Below are 16,079 nucleotides of genomic sequence, written 5' to 3'. Positions count from 1 at the left end.
AAAATTATTAAAGATTACGGAGGAAATATGCTATTTTGATTTGTGTAAAAATTATTGTTGACTTATGTGCAATTAGAGAACCTATAGCTAATAAAGTCAACTTCTGTCATCCTATAGCCTGACCCACAACTGTACGAACATTGTGATTTGGGCCCATTAGTAGGGTGTCATCCCAGTCTGGAATCCACAACTGTACGAACGTTGTAGTTTGGACCACCAGTGGGGTGTCATCCCAGTGCCCAGACACTGGTTCTATGCAACTTAATTAAAAACGTTTGTTTTAGTGTAAGACAATTACCTTTAGCTTATCAGCTCAGTTATAAGCAAAATTTCTGGATTCCAGACTGGAATGACACCATTTGCTGTGCAATTTACCTTCAAAAATGAATGTTCGTACAGTTGTGAACCTGTGGCAGGTATTACATAAGAGCATTTCCCTCTTCTAAATTAAAACGCACTTTTGCCTCCTTTGCAGTCTATACTTTAGATGTATTTAATTTACAAATACTAATTATTTATTAATAATGGTGATATGTAAATATAGTTATAAAATAATTGTTACACTTGAATTCCTTCCTGGTTTCTGTTGTTATCAGAACATTTAAAACACTTTAAGAAAGCTGCTTAGTTAAATTAACTTAGACAGGTAAATAGCAGTTTTGCAGCCTGTTTTTATGAATGATGATAAAATGTTGTAGCCAAATGCGCTTTCAGCATTGTGCTGAATTGCAATATCTTTGTGCTCTAACTCCTCGTCGCGAAATTTACTTATAGTTTCTCTTAATTCCCCATCTTCTAAATGTGAAACTTGCTCTTTGTAGTGCTCCCCGATAACTTCTTCAACTGCAGCAGTGCAAGCCATAGCAGCTTTTTTGCCCATAATGGCAGTTGCAACGCCAAGCGACACTCCTAAAACACGCCAAACAGGCAACAAAACAGTAGGACGAACTTTTTGCTCTTTGATTTTCTCATTAAAATAGTGAAAATGCTTTTTTTCCTGTTCTTCCATTTCAATTATTTCATTGATTATAGAAGATTTCTTAAGAATAAATTTTTGACCAGAATAAATGCAAATAGCTCCATATTCTCCAGCGTGATCTACTCTAATTGCCTGTTGCAAGAACTGATTGTTGCTGTACCTTAAATTATTTAGATTTCTTTCTTTCTCCACAATACACCTTACCTGATACGAACAGAGCTACTATGAGATAAATTAGATTCCATGTTGCTAAGGAAACACCTAGAACGTAATGAGGTCTGTCACAAGATGGAGAGTAATTAGGATTTAGTAGATTATTTCTGAGCTCTTCTATACTAACGTTACCACTTGCTTGCTCTGTACAACCTAAAACATCATGAAATAAGTGGAGTTCAAGACCTACATGATAAAAAGATATTACTGCACCTATGAGGTAGCTGCAAAACATTGCATAGATTAGAATTTTGTTGTCTTTAAGCATGCACGCTACTGCAAGTAATCCGGCGATATAGTAAACTATTCGCTCGTATGTACATAACTTGCATGGCAGCATGTTGAAAAAATATTCTAGCACATATGCAAAAATTAGAGCAGCGGCACTCGACAGCAGAAAGATTGCAGGAATTCTGGAATTATTACACATAACTTTAAGTAAATTATCCCTGAAAGTATAAAGCAGAGTATTCATTTTACATAGGGATTTTTATTTTTTTTCAAAAGCAATTTAACTGGCACACCGTCTGCAAAGAAATTTTTTCTGAGATCGTTAATTAAATAGCGTTTGTAACTTTCATCAACACTTTCAGGTATGTTACATATCAAAGAAAAAGCTGGAGGTTTAGTACCAATTTGAGCGATATACTTCATTTTAACTGCTTTGCCTTTTACAAGAGGGTGAGAATGTTTTCCTACAGCATCTATGAGCCACTTATTCAGTTTTGCAGTGCTGATCTTCTTGTTCAAGGATTCACTCACTTCAAGACACTTATCTATCACATCACCGCAGCGCATGCCTTTTAACGCAGAAATTGTTATAGTTGGCACTTCCAAGAATAACCTGGTTACTTCCTGTTGTTTGACAAATTTTATTAACCTGCTTCTGTCATCCTTACCTATTAAATCCCACTTATTTAAAACAACAATAATCCCTTTCCCTCCCTTAATTGCAGCTTCACCAATTGATAAATCCTGCTGCTCAATACCAACTAGGGAGTCTAGCATTAAAACTACCACATGAGAGCGCTTGATTGATTCCATGCTTTTCTCAACAAATTTTGATTCTAAGCCATCTACAACATTCGCCTTTCTGCGGATTCCGGCAGTGTCAATTAGAGTAATTAACTCTCCATCATGATCATATGTAATATCCACAGAATCACGTGTGGTACCTGGCTCTGAACTTGTTATTAGTCTGTTTTCTGCAAGTAAACCATTTAAAAAAGTTGACTTGCCTACGTTTGGGCGACCGATTATCGAAATTCTTAATTTACCGGACTCATTAGAGCTCTTATTGTCATCCCAGTGCTTGACACTGGGATCCATACTATTTTTTTTCTGGATTCCAGTGTCAAGCACTGGAATGACACCGAAAGGAGGACTATTTGCACTGATATTTTCAATAACACTAGCCAACGCATCATAAAGATCAACCATACCAAGATTATGTTCGGCTGAGATGTATACCGGGCCAAGAAAATCAAAAAACTGTAAATAATCAACATTTTCAGACTTATGACTCTCGCATTTATTTGCTATGAGGATTACAGGTTTATTTATTTTTCTCTTCAGCCACTTTGCAAACTCTTTATTTCGCTCATTTTGCACTTTTGCGTCAACAAGAAAGAAAATTATGTTTGAACTGGATAAAGAAAACTCTATTTGCTCAATAACTTGCAGTGAAAAACTAGTTTGGTCGTTCCATCCTCCTGTATCTATAACTTTAAACTCCAAATCGCTAATTCTCCCTATTCCCTCACGTCTATCCCTCGTCACCCCTGGGATATTACTCACTACTGCTGCTTTTCTTCCCACTAATCTGTTGAATAGGGTCGATTTTCCAGCATTTGGTAGGCCTACTATGGCGATTTTTAGCATAATTCAAGGGCATCTTCTATGTAAAGTAAATTATAATCAAAATTTTTCAATTTAACTATTGACTTTATAGATCACGCGAGCATACTAAACTAGAGTTTCTTCTTTTATTATGTCAAGGGGGGGTATATGATAGGTCAAGATAAACAAAAGCATAATCCAGATTCGATAGATGAGGGGTATGATACTCGTCCTCGTCCTCCTACTCCTACTAATTTTGAAGATGGTGCCATAGATGAGTCTGAGGATGAAGGTACATCTGATCATAATGTACCAAATAAAACGTCTATAGGTGAACGATATCCTAGTTTTTGTAGGTATTTTACAAATGAGCCTGAGGATGAATCTGATCGCAATATATTAAATAAAGCTTCTATAGAAGATGATAAAGATACACCTGATCACATATTAAATAAAACGTTTATAATAGAAAATGAAGATGAACTTGAAGATTTAGAAGTAACGGGCGCGCCTCAACCAGACATAGCAATATATAAACAAGTTGATGAATGTGTACGAAAAAATACCTTAAGTACATTATTGAATACAAGATGTCAAACTAACACCTCACACTTGTATAGCAATGAAACAGTCGCAGAGGGAATAATAAAGAAATCGCTAGAACTCATAGCACTTAGAGAAGATAAAAAGATCCTGTTTGGTATGCCATGTAATGTGTTCTCTGAGAATACATCATTGATAGATCATTTGGTGCGGAGTTTAAATGCCATAAAAATAGAAGAGTTATCCACTTATGAAAGAGATCAACTAGACCTTCTTTCGTCAAAAGTATTCGACCTAGTTTCAACAGGCACTTATATGAGTGAGGAAGCTTTGAAATTCTTACCACCAGATTTGATAGAAAAACGTAGCAACTATTTATCGAGCCTAAAACAAATTGTATCTGACAGCATTGAAAAAGATGTGACAAAAGATGTTACAGTAGAAAGAGATAATGGACTTTATTATATACAGTGTCCAGAAGAAAGTGTTATAACTCCTGCAAAATTCCTGAGTAATCCAGAATTTCAAAATTTAGATGGAGCGTTAAAGATCGGGGAAGGAGATGATGTAATACGAATACAAGATGGAAAATATCATGATATAAAGGGCAGACTTCAGATGACTTTTCCAATAAGCAACAGTGAAAAGATTGTAATGACTCTATCTTCTGAAAAGGCTGACAAACCAGAAAATCCCTCAAGCTTTGGCAAAATAATGGTGCATATGGATGATCAAAGTTGTGAAATCTTCTCAAAGTACCTAAAAGAGCTAGAAAAAGAACCACGTATAAGCAAGGTTGTTGAAGCTGCTAAAAGTTTTGTCGAAGAGAAAAACGGAAAACAAAGTGAGTTATTTAGTGTTCTGGAAGAAGTTAGTATATCAAAGTGTTCTCGTTGTAATCACCAAAATCAAGGTTAAAGTTTTAATAATTGTTATACACATACACTGTTGCATATAGCAATAGTGTATGTATATAGTAGTAGAGTTTGTAAGCTTAATAAAGTCTACTACTAATTTGAAAACTACTTTATTGTATGCAAGACTTTAAAATACTAGAAAATCTAAAAACCAAAGCACTAGAAGCTGGAAAAGGAGGTGGTTCTAACAGGATTACCAAACAACATGAAAAAGGGAAATTAACTGCTAGAGAAAGGCTCAGTGTATTACTCGATGAAAATTCGTTTGAGGAATATGATAAATTCGTGAAGCATCACGCAGCTGATTTTGGCATGCAAAATGCTAATTTTTTAGGTGATGGGGTAGTGATTGGTCATGGTACTATTTATGGCAGAAAAGTTTTTGTTTACTCTCAAGATTTTACTGTCTTTGGTGGGTCACTTGGTGCGTCACATGCAAAAAAAATATGCAAAATTATGGATATGGCAATTAATGCTAGAGTTCCTGTCATTGGGCTAAATGACTCTGGTGGAGCCAGAATTCAGGAGGGAGTAAATTCTCTTGCTGGTTATGGAGAAATTTTTCAAAGAAACGTAAATGCATCGGGTGTTATACCACAAATCTCTTTAATCATGGGGCCATGTGCTGGTGGTGCAGTTTATTCCCCAGCATTAACTGACTTTACTTTCATGGTGAAAAACAGTTCATATATGTTTATAACCGGACCAGATGTAGTAAAAAAGGTTACCTACGAAGATGTAAGTTTCGAAGACCTTGGTGGAGCAAAAATTCATACAAGCAAAACAGGAGTAGCGGATTTTGCATTCAATAATGATGTTGAAATGCTGCTAAAAATGCGTGAATTCTTTACTTTCTTACCAGCAAATAATCAAGAATCACCGAAACATAAATCAACCTGTGATTCAGTTAATGATATTGATGAATCTTTAAATACTCTGATTCCTAGCAATCCTAATACTCCTTATGATATGTATGAACTTATTGAAAAGGTGTGCGATGAGAAGAAATTCTTTGAACTAAAACCTGATTTTGCTCGTAATATTATAATTGGTTTTAGTAGGATTGGAGGAAATACTGTTGGTATTGTTGCAAATCAACCTATGCACCTTGCAGGGTGTTTGGATATTGATTCTTCAAGAAAAGCTGCAAGGTTTGTAAGGTTTTGTGACGCATTTAACATTCCTATCATCACACTTATTGATGTTCCAGGATTTCTGCCGGGTACAAATCAAGAATACAATAATATAATACAACACGGAGCGAAACTGCTTTACGCTTACGCTGAAGCAACCATGCCGAAAATTAGTTTGATCACCAGAAAAGCGTATGGTGGTGCGTACATTGTTATGAATTCAAAGCATCTAAAAGGTGACATAAATTATGCTTGGCCAACTGCTGAAATAGCTGTAATGGGCCCTGAAAGTGCAGTTGAAATTATATTTAGGTATAAAAAAGACCAGCAAACATTAATCAAAGAATATAAAGAGAAATTTGCTAATCCATTTTTTGCTGCATCACATGGATACATTGATGACATTATAGTGCCAAGTAAAACAAGGCATCACTTTCACAAAGCATTAGAGCTACTCAAAAACAAGAAGGTAGAAAGGATATGGAAAAAGCATGACAACTTACCTCTGTAACTTTCTTCTAAGCCTTGCTTGCAAGTTATGCGATATTATAAGAGTGTGCCGTTACCAAGACTCGAACTTGGGACCTCGTCATTACCAATGACGTACTCTACCACCTGAGCTACAACGGCAAGTTTATATATTATGATAATGAATAACACAAAAAAGAATAAGGAAAAAGAAGAGGAGAAAAAAAGATTAGCGAAAGCTTTAAAGCAAAATATTTTGAAAAGAAAAAAGCAGCAACAGAGTAGACAGAGAACCCTTTCAAAACTCGTTTGTGGTGAGGAATTTTTAGGAGAAAGCACCGCAGAATACTCGAATGTATTTGAGAACGACAAAATGACCATCAGAAACTTAAGTTTTGAAGGAGGTATCATGCCAGAATTACCGGAAGTGGAAGTAATCTCTAATTTTTTGCTTGATAAAATTAAAAACAAGCAAATCAGTAATGTTATAGTGAATAATTGGAATTTACGTGCCCCAATAACAAAAAATATTGATGATATGCTAAAGGGCAAAGTCATACGCAACATCAAGCGTAGAGGTAAGTATACCATCTGGAATACAGATGGTAGTATGGCTGTAATCATACATCTTGGCATGAGCGGAAAGCTTATATATGCTGACCACGATCAAGTGCGGAATAAGCACGATCACGTGGTATTTTTATTTTCCGATAATACTTCAATAATCTTTAATGATCCAAGAAGATTTGGATTAGTTATTATTTTAAGCAAAGAACAAGAAATAAATTTTTTTGATGATTTCGGAATAGAGCCCCTCACGGATGAATTCAGTGGAGGCTATTTACAGGAGTTGCTGAAAAACAAAAAAGTGAATATCAAATCAGCATTAATGGATAATAAATTAATAGTTGGCGTAGGGAATATATATGCTTCTGAAAGTTTGTTTAGAGCCCGCATATCACCACTCAGGTCAGCAAAAGACTTGACCTATAGAGAGTGCGAAAAACTTGCTGCTGAAATAAAAAATACTCTGAGTGATGCAATTGCTGCAGGCGGTTCAACACTGAAAGATTATGCACAGCCATCTGGATCTGCTGGATACTTTCAAAATAACTTTTACGTATATGGTAAAGTTCAAAAACCTTGCAGAATCTGCAACAATATCATAACACTTATACGACAAAATGGCCGTAGCACTTATTTTTGCAATGCGTGCCAGAATTAAGATTTTATTTTTGAATATGACATTCTCACCTGAAAAAGATCCGTTTGATTTGTTTTCAAAGTGGTATAAAGCAGTACTTAATTCTTCATCAACTGCAATGACGCTAGCAACTTGTAGCAAAGACTGCATTCCATCTGCAAGAGTAGTATTACTAAAGGAATATAGTAAAGAAGGTTTTGTGTTTTTCACTAACGTAAACAGTAAAAAAGGGAAAGAATTGACTGAGAACCCCAAAGCTGCGTTAGTATTTCATTGGATAGAATTTGCTAGGCAAGTACGAATTGAAGGAGATGTTAAACTTCTAAACGATGAAAGAACTGACGAATACTTCTCTTCTCGAGCGCGCGATAGTCAAATTAGCGCATGGTGCTCAAAACAATCGAGCGTTCTGAAAAATTGGCAAGATTTTGAGCAAGCCATCAAATTGAAGGAGAAGGAATTTTACAACACACAAGTTCCTCGTCCTGACTTTTGGGTGGGATTTTGTGTAATCCCAAAAGTAATTGAATTTTGGCAAGAAGGTGAATATAGGAGACACACTAGGTTTAGATATACTCTTATTGAAGAAAGCAATTGGAAAGTGGAACAATTATATCCCTAGCTACATTCGTTATTGCAGACCCTTCTTAATTTACCATTGAGAATTGGATGACACCTTACTAATCCGAATTCCGGATTAAGGATAAAAAAGAGCAAATAACTTATAATTTTATAGCTAAAGTGACTTAGGTTTACCGATAATTTGAAAAACGACAAATTCGTCATTCCGCTACTAGTTAGTGGAATCTATCCGCGGCGGTATGACGTAGGGAAACCTTTCTTGGGTTAGCTATAGAAGGTTAAGAATTTTTCATTGGACAGGCTTCTTATACTTTTGGTGAGGTTAAATTTTGAAGTGAAAATTTTAATAAACAGCAAATAAACAAGTTTATCAAAAAAAGAGTTAAATGTTAGGGTTTTCAGCATTCCAGACAATTTAAAATCAACCTGGGATGGAGGAAGTTAGTGACGGTCACATACTCTTTCATCACAATGATAAAGAAGCTTACCTTTATCTCTGACGTATTTCAAAGGAATTTTGGGATTATTGATGTCTTTACCACCAGTATCATGCCATTTCTTTTCCCATGTAATATAATATGGTTCAAGGTCTTGCGGCGTTAATTTATATATTTCTTTTAGCTCTATTCCTTCATAAATAGCAAATACCCAATCCACCTTTCGGTATTTTGCAATTATTGTAGGATTCATATGATGATGAGTAGAAAAGCTTTTTGTAAGAAGAGCATTTACTGATTTAAGCTCATATTCATTACCATACTCATCAATAGCATCATTTCCCTCGCGTGCTGGAAGAATAGTGAGTCCAGTTAGTAATAAGACTTGTAGGATTTTCCCGCCGTTATCCTGAAAGATATCATTTATACCATGCTTAACAGCAAACTCCTGATACTTCCGTATATGAGGAAATATATCTTTCAGACATTTTCTGTCTTGATCCTGATTTAGAAGTGCAGTAGGTTCAATACCAAGGGCATCTGCTATGCGCTCAACATTATCTATAGAGATATTTCTCTCACCACGTTCAACGGAGCCTATATATGTTCTGTGTAATTCACATAAATCAGCAAGAGTTTCTTGGGAAAGCCCTTTTATATTTCTTATCTTTCGTATATTCTGGGAAAGAAGTAACCGCAAAGATTGTTTTTTTATTTTTGTCATCTTTGTAAGATAATAGTTGACAATTATAAGTCTACAGACTATAAGTATCTTTCATATGGCACATATATTGGAAAAATTTAAATTTAATAATAAACCCACATATACTACAGATAGGGGAGCTGCATATTGTGGAGACTCTCTTAACCTATTGCCGCAATTACCAGATAATAGCTTAGATCTCGTAATAACCAGTCCACCGTTTGCTTTGCAAAGAAAAAAAGAATACGGAAATGAATCCCAAGCCGAATATGTTGCATGGCTTAGTCAATTTGCAAAATTAGTACATAGCAAACTCAAAGATACAGGTAGTTTTGTACTTGATCTAGGTGGGGCTTATGAAAAAGGCGTGCCATCCAGAAGTTTATATAATTTTAGAGTGCTTATGCATTTCTGTGATGATATAGGCTTCTTCCTTGCAGAAGATTTCTATTGGTATAACCCTTCTAAATTGCCAAGTCCAATTGAATGGGTAAATAAGAGAAAAATCAGAGCAAAAGATTCTGTTAATACAGTATGGTGGTTCAGCAAAACTGAGTGGCCTAAAGCAGATGTCACAAAGGTGCTAGTGGAATACAGTGGTCGCATGAAAAAACTTATCGAGAACCCAAAGGCTTATTATACTCCAAAAGAACGACCATCAGGCCATAATATTGGTAGTAGCTTTGGTAAAGATAATGGAGGAGCTATTCCATCAAATCTTTTGCAGATTCCCAATTCAGAATCTAACAGCCAGTATCTTGCTGCATGTAAGGAACTAGGTGTAAAAGAGCATCCAGCTCGATTCCCTGCTAAATTACCTCAATTTTTTATTCGGTTTCTAACACAACCAGGAGATGTTGTTTTAGATATTTTTGCTGGTTCTAACACAACAGGTTTTGTATGTGAGCAAGAAGACCGTTACTGGTTAGCATTTGAAGAAAATAGAGAATATCTTGCTGCATCTACTTTTAGGTTCTTAGAAAAAGAACACTCAAAGGGAGAGTTAGAAATTATCTATCAACGCATTGTTCATGATAAAGAGCAAGTGTTAAAGGCTAAGCAGTCTGTATTGGATCTTAAGTTCGCTCAGCAGTCATTAGTAGTTTAGTTATGCTCTTTGTTCATGGTTTTCCCGTTTTTAGCAATAATTTTTTATATAAGCATTTTTGTTGCCTATCATCAACACTTTCCACATTAGCGTCACTAGCAGAAGTTACTCTTAAATGTTTGTTCATGTTAGCTACAAACGTTAAGAAATTTACCAAACGAAAAAAAAGGCAAAAGAAGCCTCGTGGTTGGCTAATTACTTACATTATACTTTCAAATATGGCGTTTTTTTATTCTAAACGCTTAATAACCTCGATTCAGTTGCTTTTAAGCCGCAACTAATCTAAATTATAAACGTTAAGAAACTTACTAAACAGAAAAAAAGGCAAAAGAAACCCTAGGGTAGCTAGTTATTCACTATCTATTTTTTAAGTTGGCGTTTTTTGATGTTTTAAATGCTTTATAAGCGTATTTCAGCTTGTATAGGTAAAAACCTAGAAATTTGATAAAGACATAAGGTGCACATAGTGCAAGAAATTAAACATGAGATGCCAAATACTTGAGTTTTTTTGTCATTTAATCTGTACAGAGAAGATAAATAAATAGCTTCAGTACCATGGTAAGGGAACTGGGGGAATTTGTCAAGTAGTTTCTACCTGAAACCACAATATCCGTACAGTTGAAAAATGGTTGCGGGAGTAGGATTTGAACCTACGGCCTTCAGGTTATGAGCCTGACGAGCTACCGAGCTGCTCCATCCCGCGTCGTTGTTTATTTAGTTATTATATATACAATAATAGAAAATAAAAGAACAAAATCACCCCATGGTTGTAACTTTTCTCGACATAATAGTTAGTTATATACGTCATAATGAAAAATATAACTTGATACTGTGGCTTCCTGTTTTTCAGTGTGCAGGAATTTTAACCTATTTTTCCCTAAGTTTTGAACCAAGCTGCATATCTATTTTTCTTTTGCTTTTACCCACACTAATTTTGATTGCAATATTGTATAAAAGGTACGCGATATTGTGTATCGCTTTAATTGCAGTGCTCATAGGATTTACAGCTAGTAAATTAAGAACAGCTTTAGTTGATACTCAAATTCTTGATAAAGAGAGATATGTAAAAGATATCGTTGCCACAGTGAAGGATATTAACGACAGGGGCTCATATAAACAATTTCTGCTTTCTGTTGAAAAATCCCCTACTATCTCAAAATCCTCTCCTGTTATCCCAGTGCCTCCTTTTGTCATCTCAGCGCCCTCTTCTGTCATCCCAGTGCCCCCTTTTGTCATCCCAGTACTTGACCTTACCCAGAAAAAAAAGATATGGATTCCAGCGTCACGCGCTGGAATGACACCGGATAGAGCTCTAGATAACATCAGAATATCAGTTAGAACCAAAGTGGAAAAAGGCATTAAAATAGGCGATCAAGTAAAATTATCAGCAAAACTCTTCCCTCTAAAGATTGCGCCTTCGGAGCATGCATATGATTTTGCAAGAATAGCATATTATCAGAAAATAAGTGCAACAGGTTTTGCAACAAGCAAAATAGCTTTGCACAAAAAGGCTGAAGCAAGGAAATTTCAAGAATATATAGAATCTTTCCGTCAATACATTTATGAAAACCTGCAGCAAAATATTAAAAAACCACATGCAGACATAATTTCTGCATTACTGATCGGTAAAAAAGATGGCATAGATCAAAAAACTATGGACGCGATACGAGATTCAGGTATAGCACATTTGTTTGCCATATCTGGTTTGCATTTATCATTTGTTGCTGGTCTGTTTTTTGTAGTGTTTCGTAATTTATTCGCAATATCTGAAACTTTGACTCTTAAGTATAACACCAAGAAAATATCTGCATTTCTTACTATCTTGCCAACCACGTTTTATTTGTTGATTACCGGTATGCAAATTTCTGCTCAGCGTGCCTACATCATGGTGATTTTAGTACTCGTTGCAATAATGATAGAGAGAAAATATCGAGGGTTAATAGCAATTGCGTTTGCTGCTTCAGTGATACTCTCAGTAGAACCAGAAGCAATTTTAAAGCCTGGCTTTCAGATGTCATTTTCTGCTGTTTTGGCACTGGTTGCCAGTTATCAGATCAATGCCAACAAATTATTCAAAATAAAAATAATGAAATATTTTGTGTCGATAATGATCAGCTCAGTAATAACAAGTTTAGCAACTGTTCCGTATACGATATATAATTTTAATTATTTTTCAATTAGTGGCATTATCACAAATTTAGTTGCTATACCAATAGTTACATTAATTATTATTCCACTTGGAATGATCTATGTTTTGTTGATTCCTTTCGGTATTGAATGGATTATAGCGCCATTTATAGAGCGCCCAATTGACAGTATTTTGTATATAACAAATGCAATCGCTAGTCTTCAGTATTTGGTTATTCCCATTCGTACTTTTCCTGCCTCATCAATTATTATAATAACATTTGGGTTATTGTGGCTGTGCTTGTGGGAAAGAAATTGGCGCTTCTTCGGAATTTTCTTTATTGTGCTGGGTATTTTCTCTAGTGCTATGTATAGAACTCCTGATATCTTGATAAATGCTGATAATGTTGCTGTAAAAGAAAGTGATAACTTACTATATTCTCTCACCAGAAAAAATAGGAACTTTGTTGTCAAAACATGGGCGAAACAAAATGGGCAGAACCAAATTTTGAATCATAAAAAATACAATAACTCAGATAAAAGGCTAAAGTGTAACGATTATGGCTGCATATATAATAAAGGAAATAATAAATTAGTGCTGCTAGCTTATAAAAAAGAAGATATTTCAGAAAATTGTGATAAAGTTGATTTAACAATTCAATTAAGTGAGTTTGACTATTCAGCTTGCAACACTAAAATTATTAAATATGCTGATCTAGAAACGTATGGCACACATTCTGTTTGGTTAACAAATCGTTACGTAAAGATTAATACAGTGCGCTCCAATAGGCCTTGGCACATGTTGAAAAATTAAGAAACTTGATTTTAAGGTTTGGTTAATGTATACCTAAATAAGTTTAAACTAGAAAAATGTTATGGTTACAGACACTCAAGATCCTTTCAAAGACTATTTTGATTTTTTAGGATTTAGAAAACTTTCTGACCAGCCCAGTAGAATTTTGAGCTCTATAAGAAAGTATTCTGGTACTATATCGATAGCAAGTACCATTGCTACTCTTATAGCATTTACTGCCTTTTCTATTCAGCCTGTTACAGTAAGTATTGCTGGGTTTGCGTTCACGCCAGCACCTCTTGCCTTTATTCCTCTTATAGTTCTCTTATTTACTGCTGTTATAAACTTTATAAATACACAAAAAATAAAAGAGAATGAAATAGATAAAAAAATAGGAAACTATCAAGTTGATGAACAGTACAGCCAGATTGCTCAAGAAGCTAAAAAAATTGAAATTGTAACAAATTTAGATAAAAAGGGGGAAAAGCTTTCAATAGTTTTACCAATTTCTAAGACGCAGAGAGAAATACTAGAAGATATAGAAGCAGAAAATAGAAATAGGATTCTCTTGTTTACTGGATCATATGTATTTGGTACTATTATAGTAGTTTCAGCAATATCACAATCCATTAATGCTCCAATAATATTAATAGCTTTATTAGTCGCTATTCTTTTATGCATCATATCAACACTTAGCAATCTAATAAGTAATAGCGTGGATCATGAAAATCATACTATTAGAAAACACAGTTCTTTAGGTCTTCTATTTCCATACTGGTCTGGAAAGGGCATGGTTGTATCAGTAGTAGAAAATAAGCTTGGTAAAAGGGAAAATGAACTAATATCTCTAATGAAAAAACTACTTAGTCCGCTTTGCAACTCATTTGACAGTAACCTTAAAAAAGCTTGCGATTTACTTGATAATAGTCTTTTAAAGCCTGCAAATATTAACATTAAAGAAACGCTTGATCACCTAAAAAAAATCAGAGAAGACATCAAAAAAGATTTAGATTGGCTACATGCAGAAATTTCAGAAGTTTTAAACAACACTAAAGAATTGACAAAAAAAGCACATTCACTAGATATTGAAGGTACTTTTTCTAGGTTGGAGAATGCTATTAAAATTGCTGAAGATAAGATTGAACGATTTGAACCAAGCCGCTTTGTAGGCTGGCTTCAATCAACTACGCAGTCTAATAATAACGAGTTCCTTAGCATGCTAAAAAAGTTAAAAGAGGATACAGAAGAGGAAAAAACGGAATTGAAGGAGCAATTAAACGTAGTAAGGAATGAATTAGAAGAAATAAAAAAGAAGCAAGCTCAACCAAGTACGCCTGATTTAGAAGCTAACAATGGAAATTATACTAATAAATTATTAGTATTAGAAAATAAAGTCAAAGAACTACGTGACACAGTTAGAAAGTTAGAGCTGGAAGCAGAACAAAATAAGCTGCAGCAAAAGAAGGAAAAGTTAGAGCAAAAAAAATCTGAACAAGAAAAAACAGATGAATGGAAAAAAAAAATCAACGGCAAACCAAGTGAATTCTTATATTATTTATTAGAATCTATTAAGCTGGAAGAAAAAGATAATAAAGAAAAAAAGGTTGAGGCAACATTACGAAATTTTGATAATAAAATGATAATTCACTGGAAAGATGGCTCTCAAACAATTTGCCATATTAAAAAACAAGGTGATCTTTCTAGTACAAAAGTTGATTTTGTAGATCAAAATATTCAAGCAGCATTTGCAGTAGCTCGCGCGGGGTAGTTGTTATAGACCACTTAGAAGTAACCTTAAGTGTTAATAATGATAAAGAGAAATTAAGGTTAGACACCTATATAGCTGAAAAATGCAACATATCACGCAGCAAAGCGCAAAGATTGATACAAAATGAGCAGGTGAAATTACTTGGCACACCGATAATTAATAATGACTACATAGTAAAACCAGATGAAGAGTATGTGGTGCATCTCGTTCAACCTGACATATCCACATCAATTGAGCCTAATTATGACATAAAACTTGATATCGTCTATGAAGATGAGGACATTATAGTTCTGAGTAAACAAAGTGGATTAACAGTGCACCCAGGTGCTGGGACAAACAATGATACGCTTTTGAACGCAGTTATCGCTTGCCTTAATGTAAGACCAGGAATTGTTCATAGACTCGATAAAGATACTAGTGGGCTAATGGTAATTGCAAAAAATGAAGCAGCCCATAGTTTTTTGTCTGAATTGTTATCGAATCGCAAAATAAAGCGGGAATACTTAGCAGTAGTTTGGGGAACATTATCTTCCCAGCAGGGAACTATAGAAACTAACATTGCTCCAAAGCGTGGTAATAAAGAAATGATGTGTGTTACAAAAACAACGGGCAAATTAGCAATCACTCATTACTCAGTAGAGAAAGTTATAGGACAAGCAAGCCTCGTTAAATGCACTTTAGAAACAGGTAGAACGCACCAAATTCGAGTCCACATGAGCCACATAGGACATTCTATAGTTGGTGATCAAGTTTATGGGAAAAATAGTAGTAAAAGCACAAAATATGCTAAAAACTCTAGTTTTATTCGTAATTTCAATAGACAAGCACTACATGCTTATACACTGGGCTTATATCACCCCAAAAGTAAGGAATACATGGAATTTATCTCTGATTTACCGCAAGATATAAAAACTTTAATTGGTGAGTTTGACAACATATCTTAATAACATTCGTATTAACCTGTCAATATTATCATCCATGTTATCAGGAAGTTATAGCATTTCTCATAATAGTCCGAACAGGTCATAGGAAGGCAGAATCAACAGCACGACGAAAGGATTCGAATAGAGGAATGTTTTTCCTGGCTCTGTTTTTTATAGCAAACCAATAATGCTCAATTTTGTTGAAATCTGGAGAATATGGAGGCAGATACAAAATTTCTGCACCAACTCCTTTACCAAGCTTTATCAGACTTATGAAAAGTAGCATTGTCAAGAATGACAGTTTGTCCAGGTTCCAAGATTGGTGTCAAAAATTGCTCAAAC

12 protein-coding genes, 2 tRNA genes and 1 pseudogene are annotated in these 16,079 nt (G+C 34.8%); 8 read left to right on the top strand and 7 right to left on the bottom strand.

The window, feature by feature from the left end; all coding sequences use genetic code 11:
• Positions 1-628 precede the first annotated feature (628 nt).
• From OZD66_RS01400 to der, 3 genes are read right to left on the bottom strand one after another with little or no spacing between them, the layout of a single operon-like run.
• The gene (locus OZD66_RS01400; RefSeq protein WP_006279362.1) at positions 629-1,171 is read right to left on the bottom strand and encodes a demethoxyubiquinone hydroxylase family protein; all 543 of its coding nucleotides are present in this window, start codon (positions 1,169-1,171) and stop codon (positions 629-631) included.
• On the bottom strand, positions 1,146-1,667 hold the full coding sequence (locus OZD66_RS01395; RefSeq protein ID WP_065094847.1) for a disulfide bond formation protein B: 522 nt from the start codon (positions 1,665-1,667) through the stop codon (positions 1,146-1,148). Before OZD66_RS01395 ends, OZD66_RS01400 begins: the two co-directional genes overlap by 26 nt.
• The gene (gene der / locus OZD66_RS01390; protein WP_182367800.1) at positions 1,664-3,073 is read right to left on the bottom strand and encodes a ribosome biogenesis GTPase Der; all 1,410 of its coding nucleotides are present in this window, start codon (positions 3,071-3,073) and stop codon (positions 1,664-1,666) included. Before der ends, OZD66_RS01395 begins: the two co-directional genes overlap by 4 nt.
• A gap of 126 nt (positions 3,074-3,199) precedes the next feature.
• On the opposite strand from der, the gene OZD66_RS01385 reads away from it, so the two are divergent.
• Together OZD66_RS01385 and OZD66_RS01380 are read left to right on the top strand one after the other, a co-directional pair.
• Positions 3,200-4,492, top strand: a complete 1,293-nt coding sequence (locus OZD66_RS01385; RefSeq protein ID WP_182367803.1) for a hypothetical protein — start codon at positions 3,200-3,202, stop codon at positions 4,490-4,492.
• 116 nt (positions 4,493-4,608) lie between these two features.
• A complete protein-coding gene (locus OZD66_RS01380; protein WP_182367806.1) occupies positions 4,609-6,135 on the top strand; it encodes an acyl-CoA carboxylase subunit beta in 1,527 nt (508 codons plus the stop codon).
• A 46-nt stretch (positions 6,136-6,181) separates the two neighbouring features.
• Here OZD66_RS01380 and OZD66_RS01375 read toward each other — a convergent pair.
• Positions 6,182-6,254, bottom strand: a tRNA-Thr gene (locus OZD66_RS01375).
• 247 nt (positions 6,255-6,501) lie between these two features.
• Between OZD66_RS01375 and mutM the strand changes: the two genes are divergently transcribed.
• A complete protein-coding gene (mutM, locus tag OZD66_RS01370) occupies positions 6,502-7,317 on the top strand; it encodes a bifunctional DNA-formamidopyrimidine glycosylase/DNA-(apurinic or apyrimidinic site) lyase (RefSeq protein ID WP_182367845.1) in 816 nt (271 codons plus the stop codon).
• A gap of 16 nt (positions 7,318-7,333) precedes the next feature.
• Positions 7,334-7,918 (top strand): pyridoxamine 5'-phosphate oxidase, encoded by a 585-nt coding sequence (gene pdxH, locus OZD66_RS01365; RefSeq protein ID WP_182367809.1) that lies wholly within the window; start codon positions 7,334-7,336, stop codon positions 7,916-7,918.
• Positions 7,919-8,319: 401 nt separating this feature from the next.
• Here the strand turns inward: pdxH and OZD66_RS01360 are convergent, their stop codons facing one another.
• Positions 8,320-9,039, bottom strand: a complete 720-nt coding sequence (locus tag OZD66_RS01360; RefSeq protein WP_182367812.1) for a helix-turn-helix domain-containing protein — start codon at positions 9,037-9,039, stop codon at positions 8,320-8,322.
• Between the two features lie 67 nt (positions 9,040-9,106).
• On the opposite strand from OZD66_RS01360, the gene OZD66_RS01355 reads away from it, so the two are divergent.
• Positions 9,107-10,126 carry a DNA-methyltransferase gene (locus OZD66_RS01355; protein WP_259348558.1) on the top strand — a complete coding sequence of 340 codons (1,020 nt, stop codon included), beginning with the start codon at positions 9,107-9,109 and terminating at the stop codon, positions 10,124-10,126.
• A 626-nt stretch (positions 10,127-10,752) separates the two neighbouring features.
• Here OZD66_RS01355 and OZD66_RS01350 read toward each other — a convergent pair.
• Positions 10,753-10,829 (bottom strand) — tRNA-Met (locus OZD66_RS01350).
• A gap of 60 nt (positions 10,830-10,889) precedes the next feature.
• Between OZD66_RS01350 and OZD66_RS01345 the strand changes: the two genes are divergently transcribed.
• From OZD66_RS01345 to OZD66_RS01335, 3 genes are all read left to right on the top strand, one after another.
• Positions 10,890-13,067, top strand: coding sequence for a ComEC/Rec2 family competence protein (locus OZD66_RS01345; protein ID WP_182367817.1), 2,178 nt, complete (start codon positions 10,890-10,892; stop codon positions 13,065-13,067).
• 61 nt (positions 13,068-13,128) lie between these two features.
• Positions 13,129-14,814, top strand: coding sequence for a hypothetical protein (locus OZD66_RS01340; RefSeq protein WP_182367820.1), 1,686 nt, complete (start codon positions 13,129-13,131; stop codon positions 14,812-14,814).
• A gap of 5 nt (positions 14,815-14,819) precedes the next feature.
• The gene (locus tag OZD66_RS01335) at positions 14,820-15,758 is read left to right on the top strand and encodes an RluA family pseudouridine synthase (RefSeq protein ID WP_182367848.1); all 939 of its coding nucleotides are present in this window, start codon (positions 14,820-14,822) and stop codon (positions 15,756-15,758) included.
• Between the two features lie 79 nt (positions 15,759-15,837).
• Here the strand turns inward: OZD66_RS01335 and OZD66_RS01330 are convergent.
• A pseudogene (locus OZD66_RS01330) lies at positions 15,838-16,079 on the bottom strand (transposase); the annotation flags it as partial.

It is taken from the genome of Wolbachia endosymbiont of Drosophila baimaii (assembly GCF_028982185.1).
In the GTDB taxonomy this organism is placed as follows: domain Bacteria; phylum Pseudomonadota; class Alphaproteobacteria; order Rickettsiales; family Anaplasmataceae; genus Wolbachia; species Wolbachia pipientis.
This window is presented reverse-complemented; position numbering and strand designations above follow the sequence as displayed.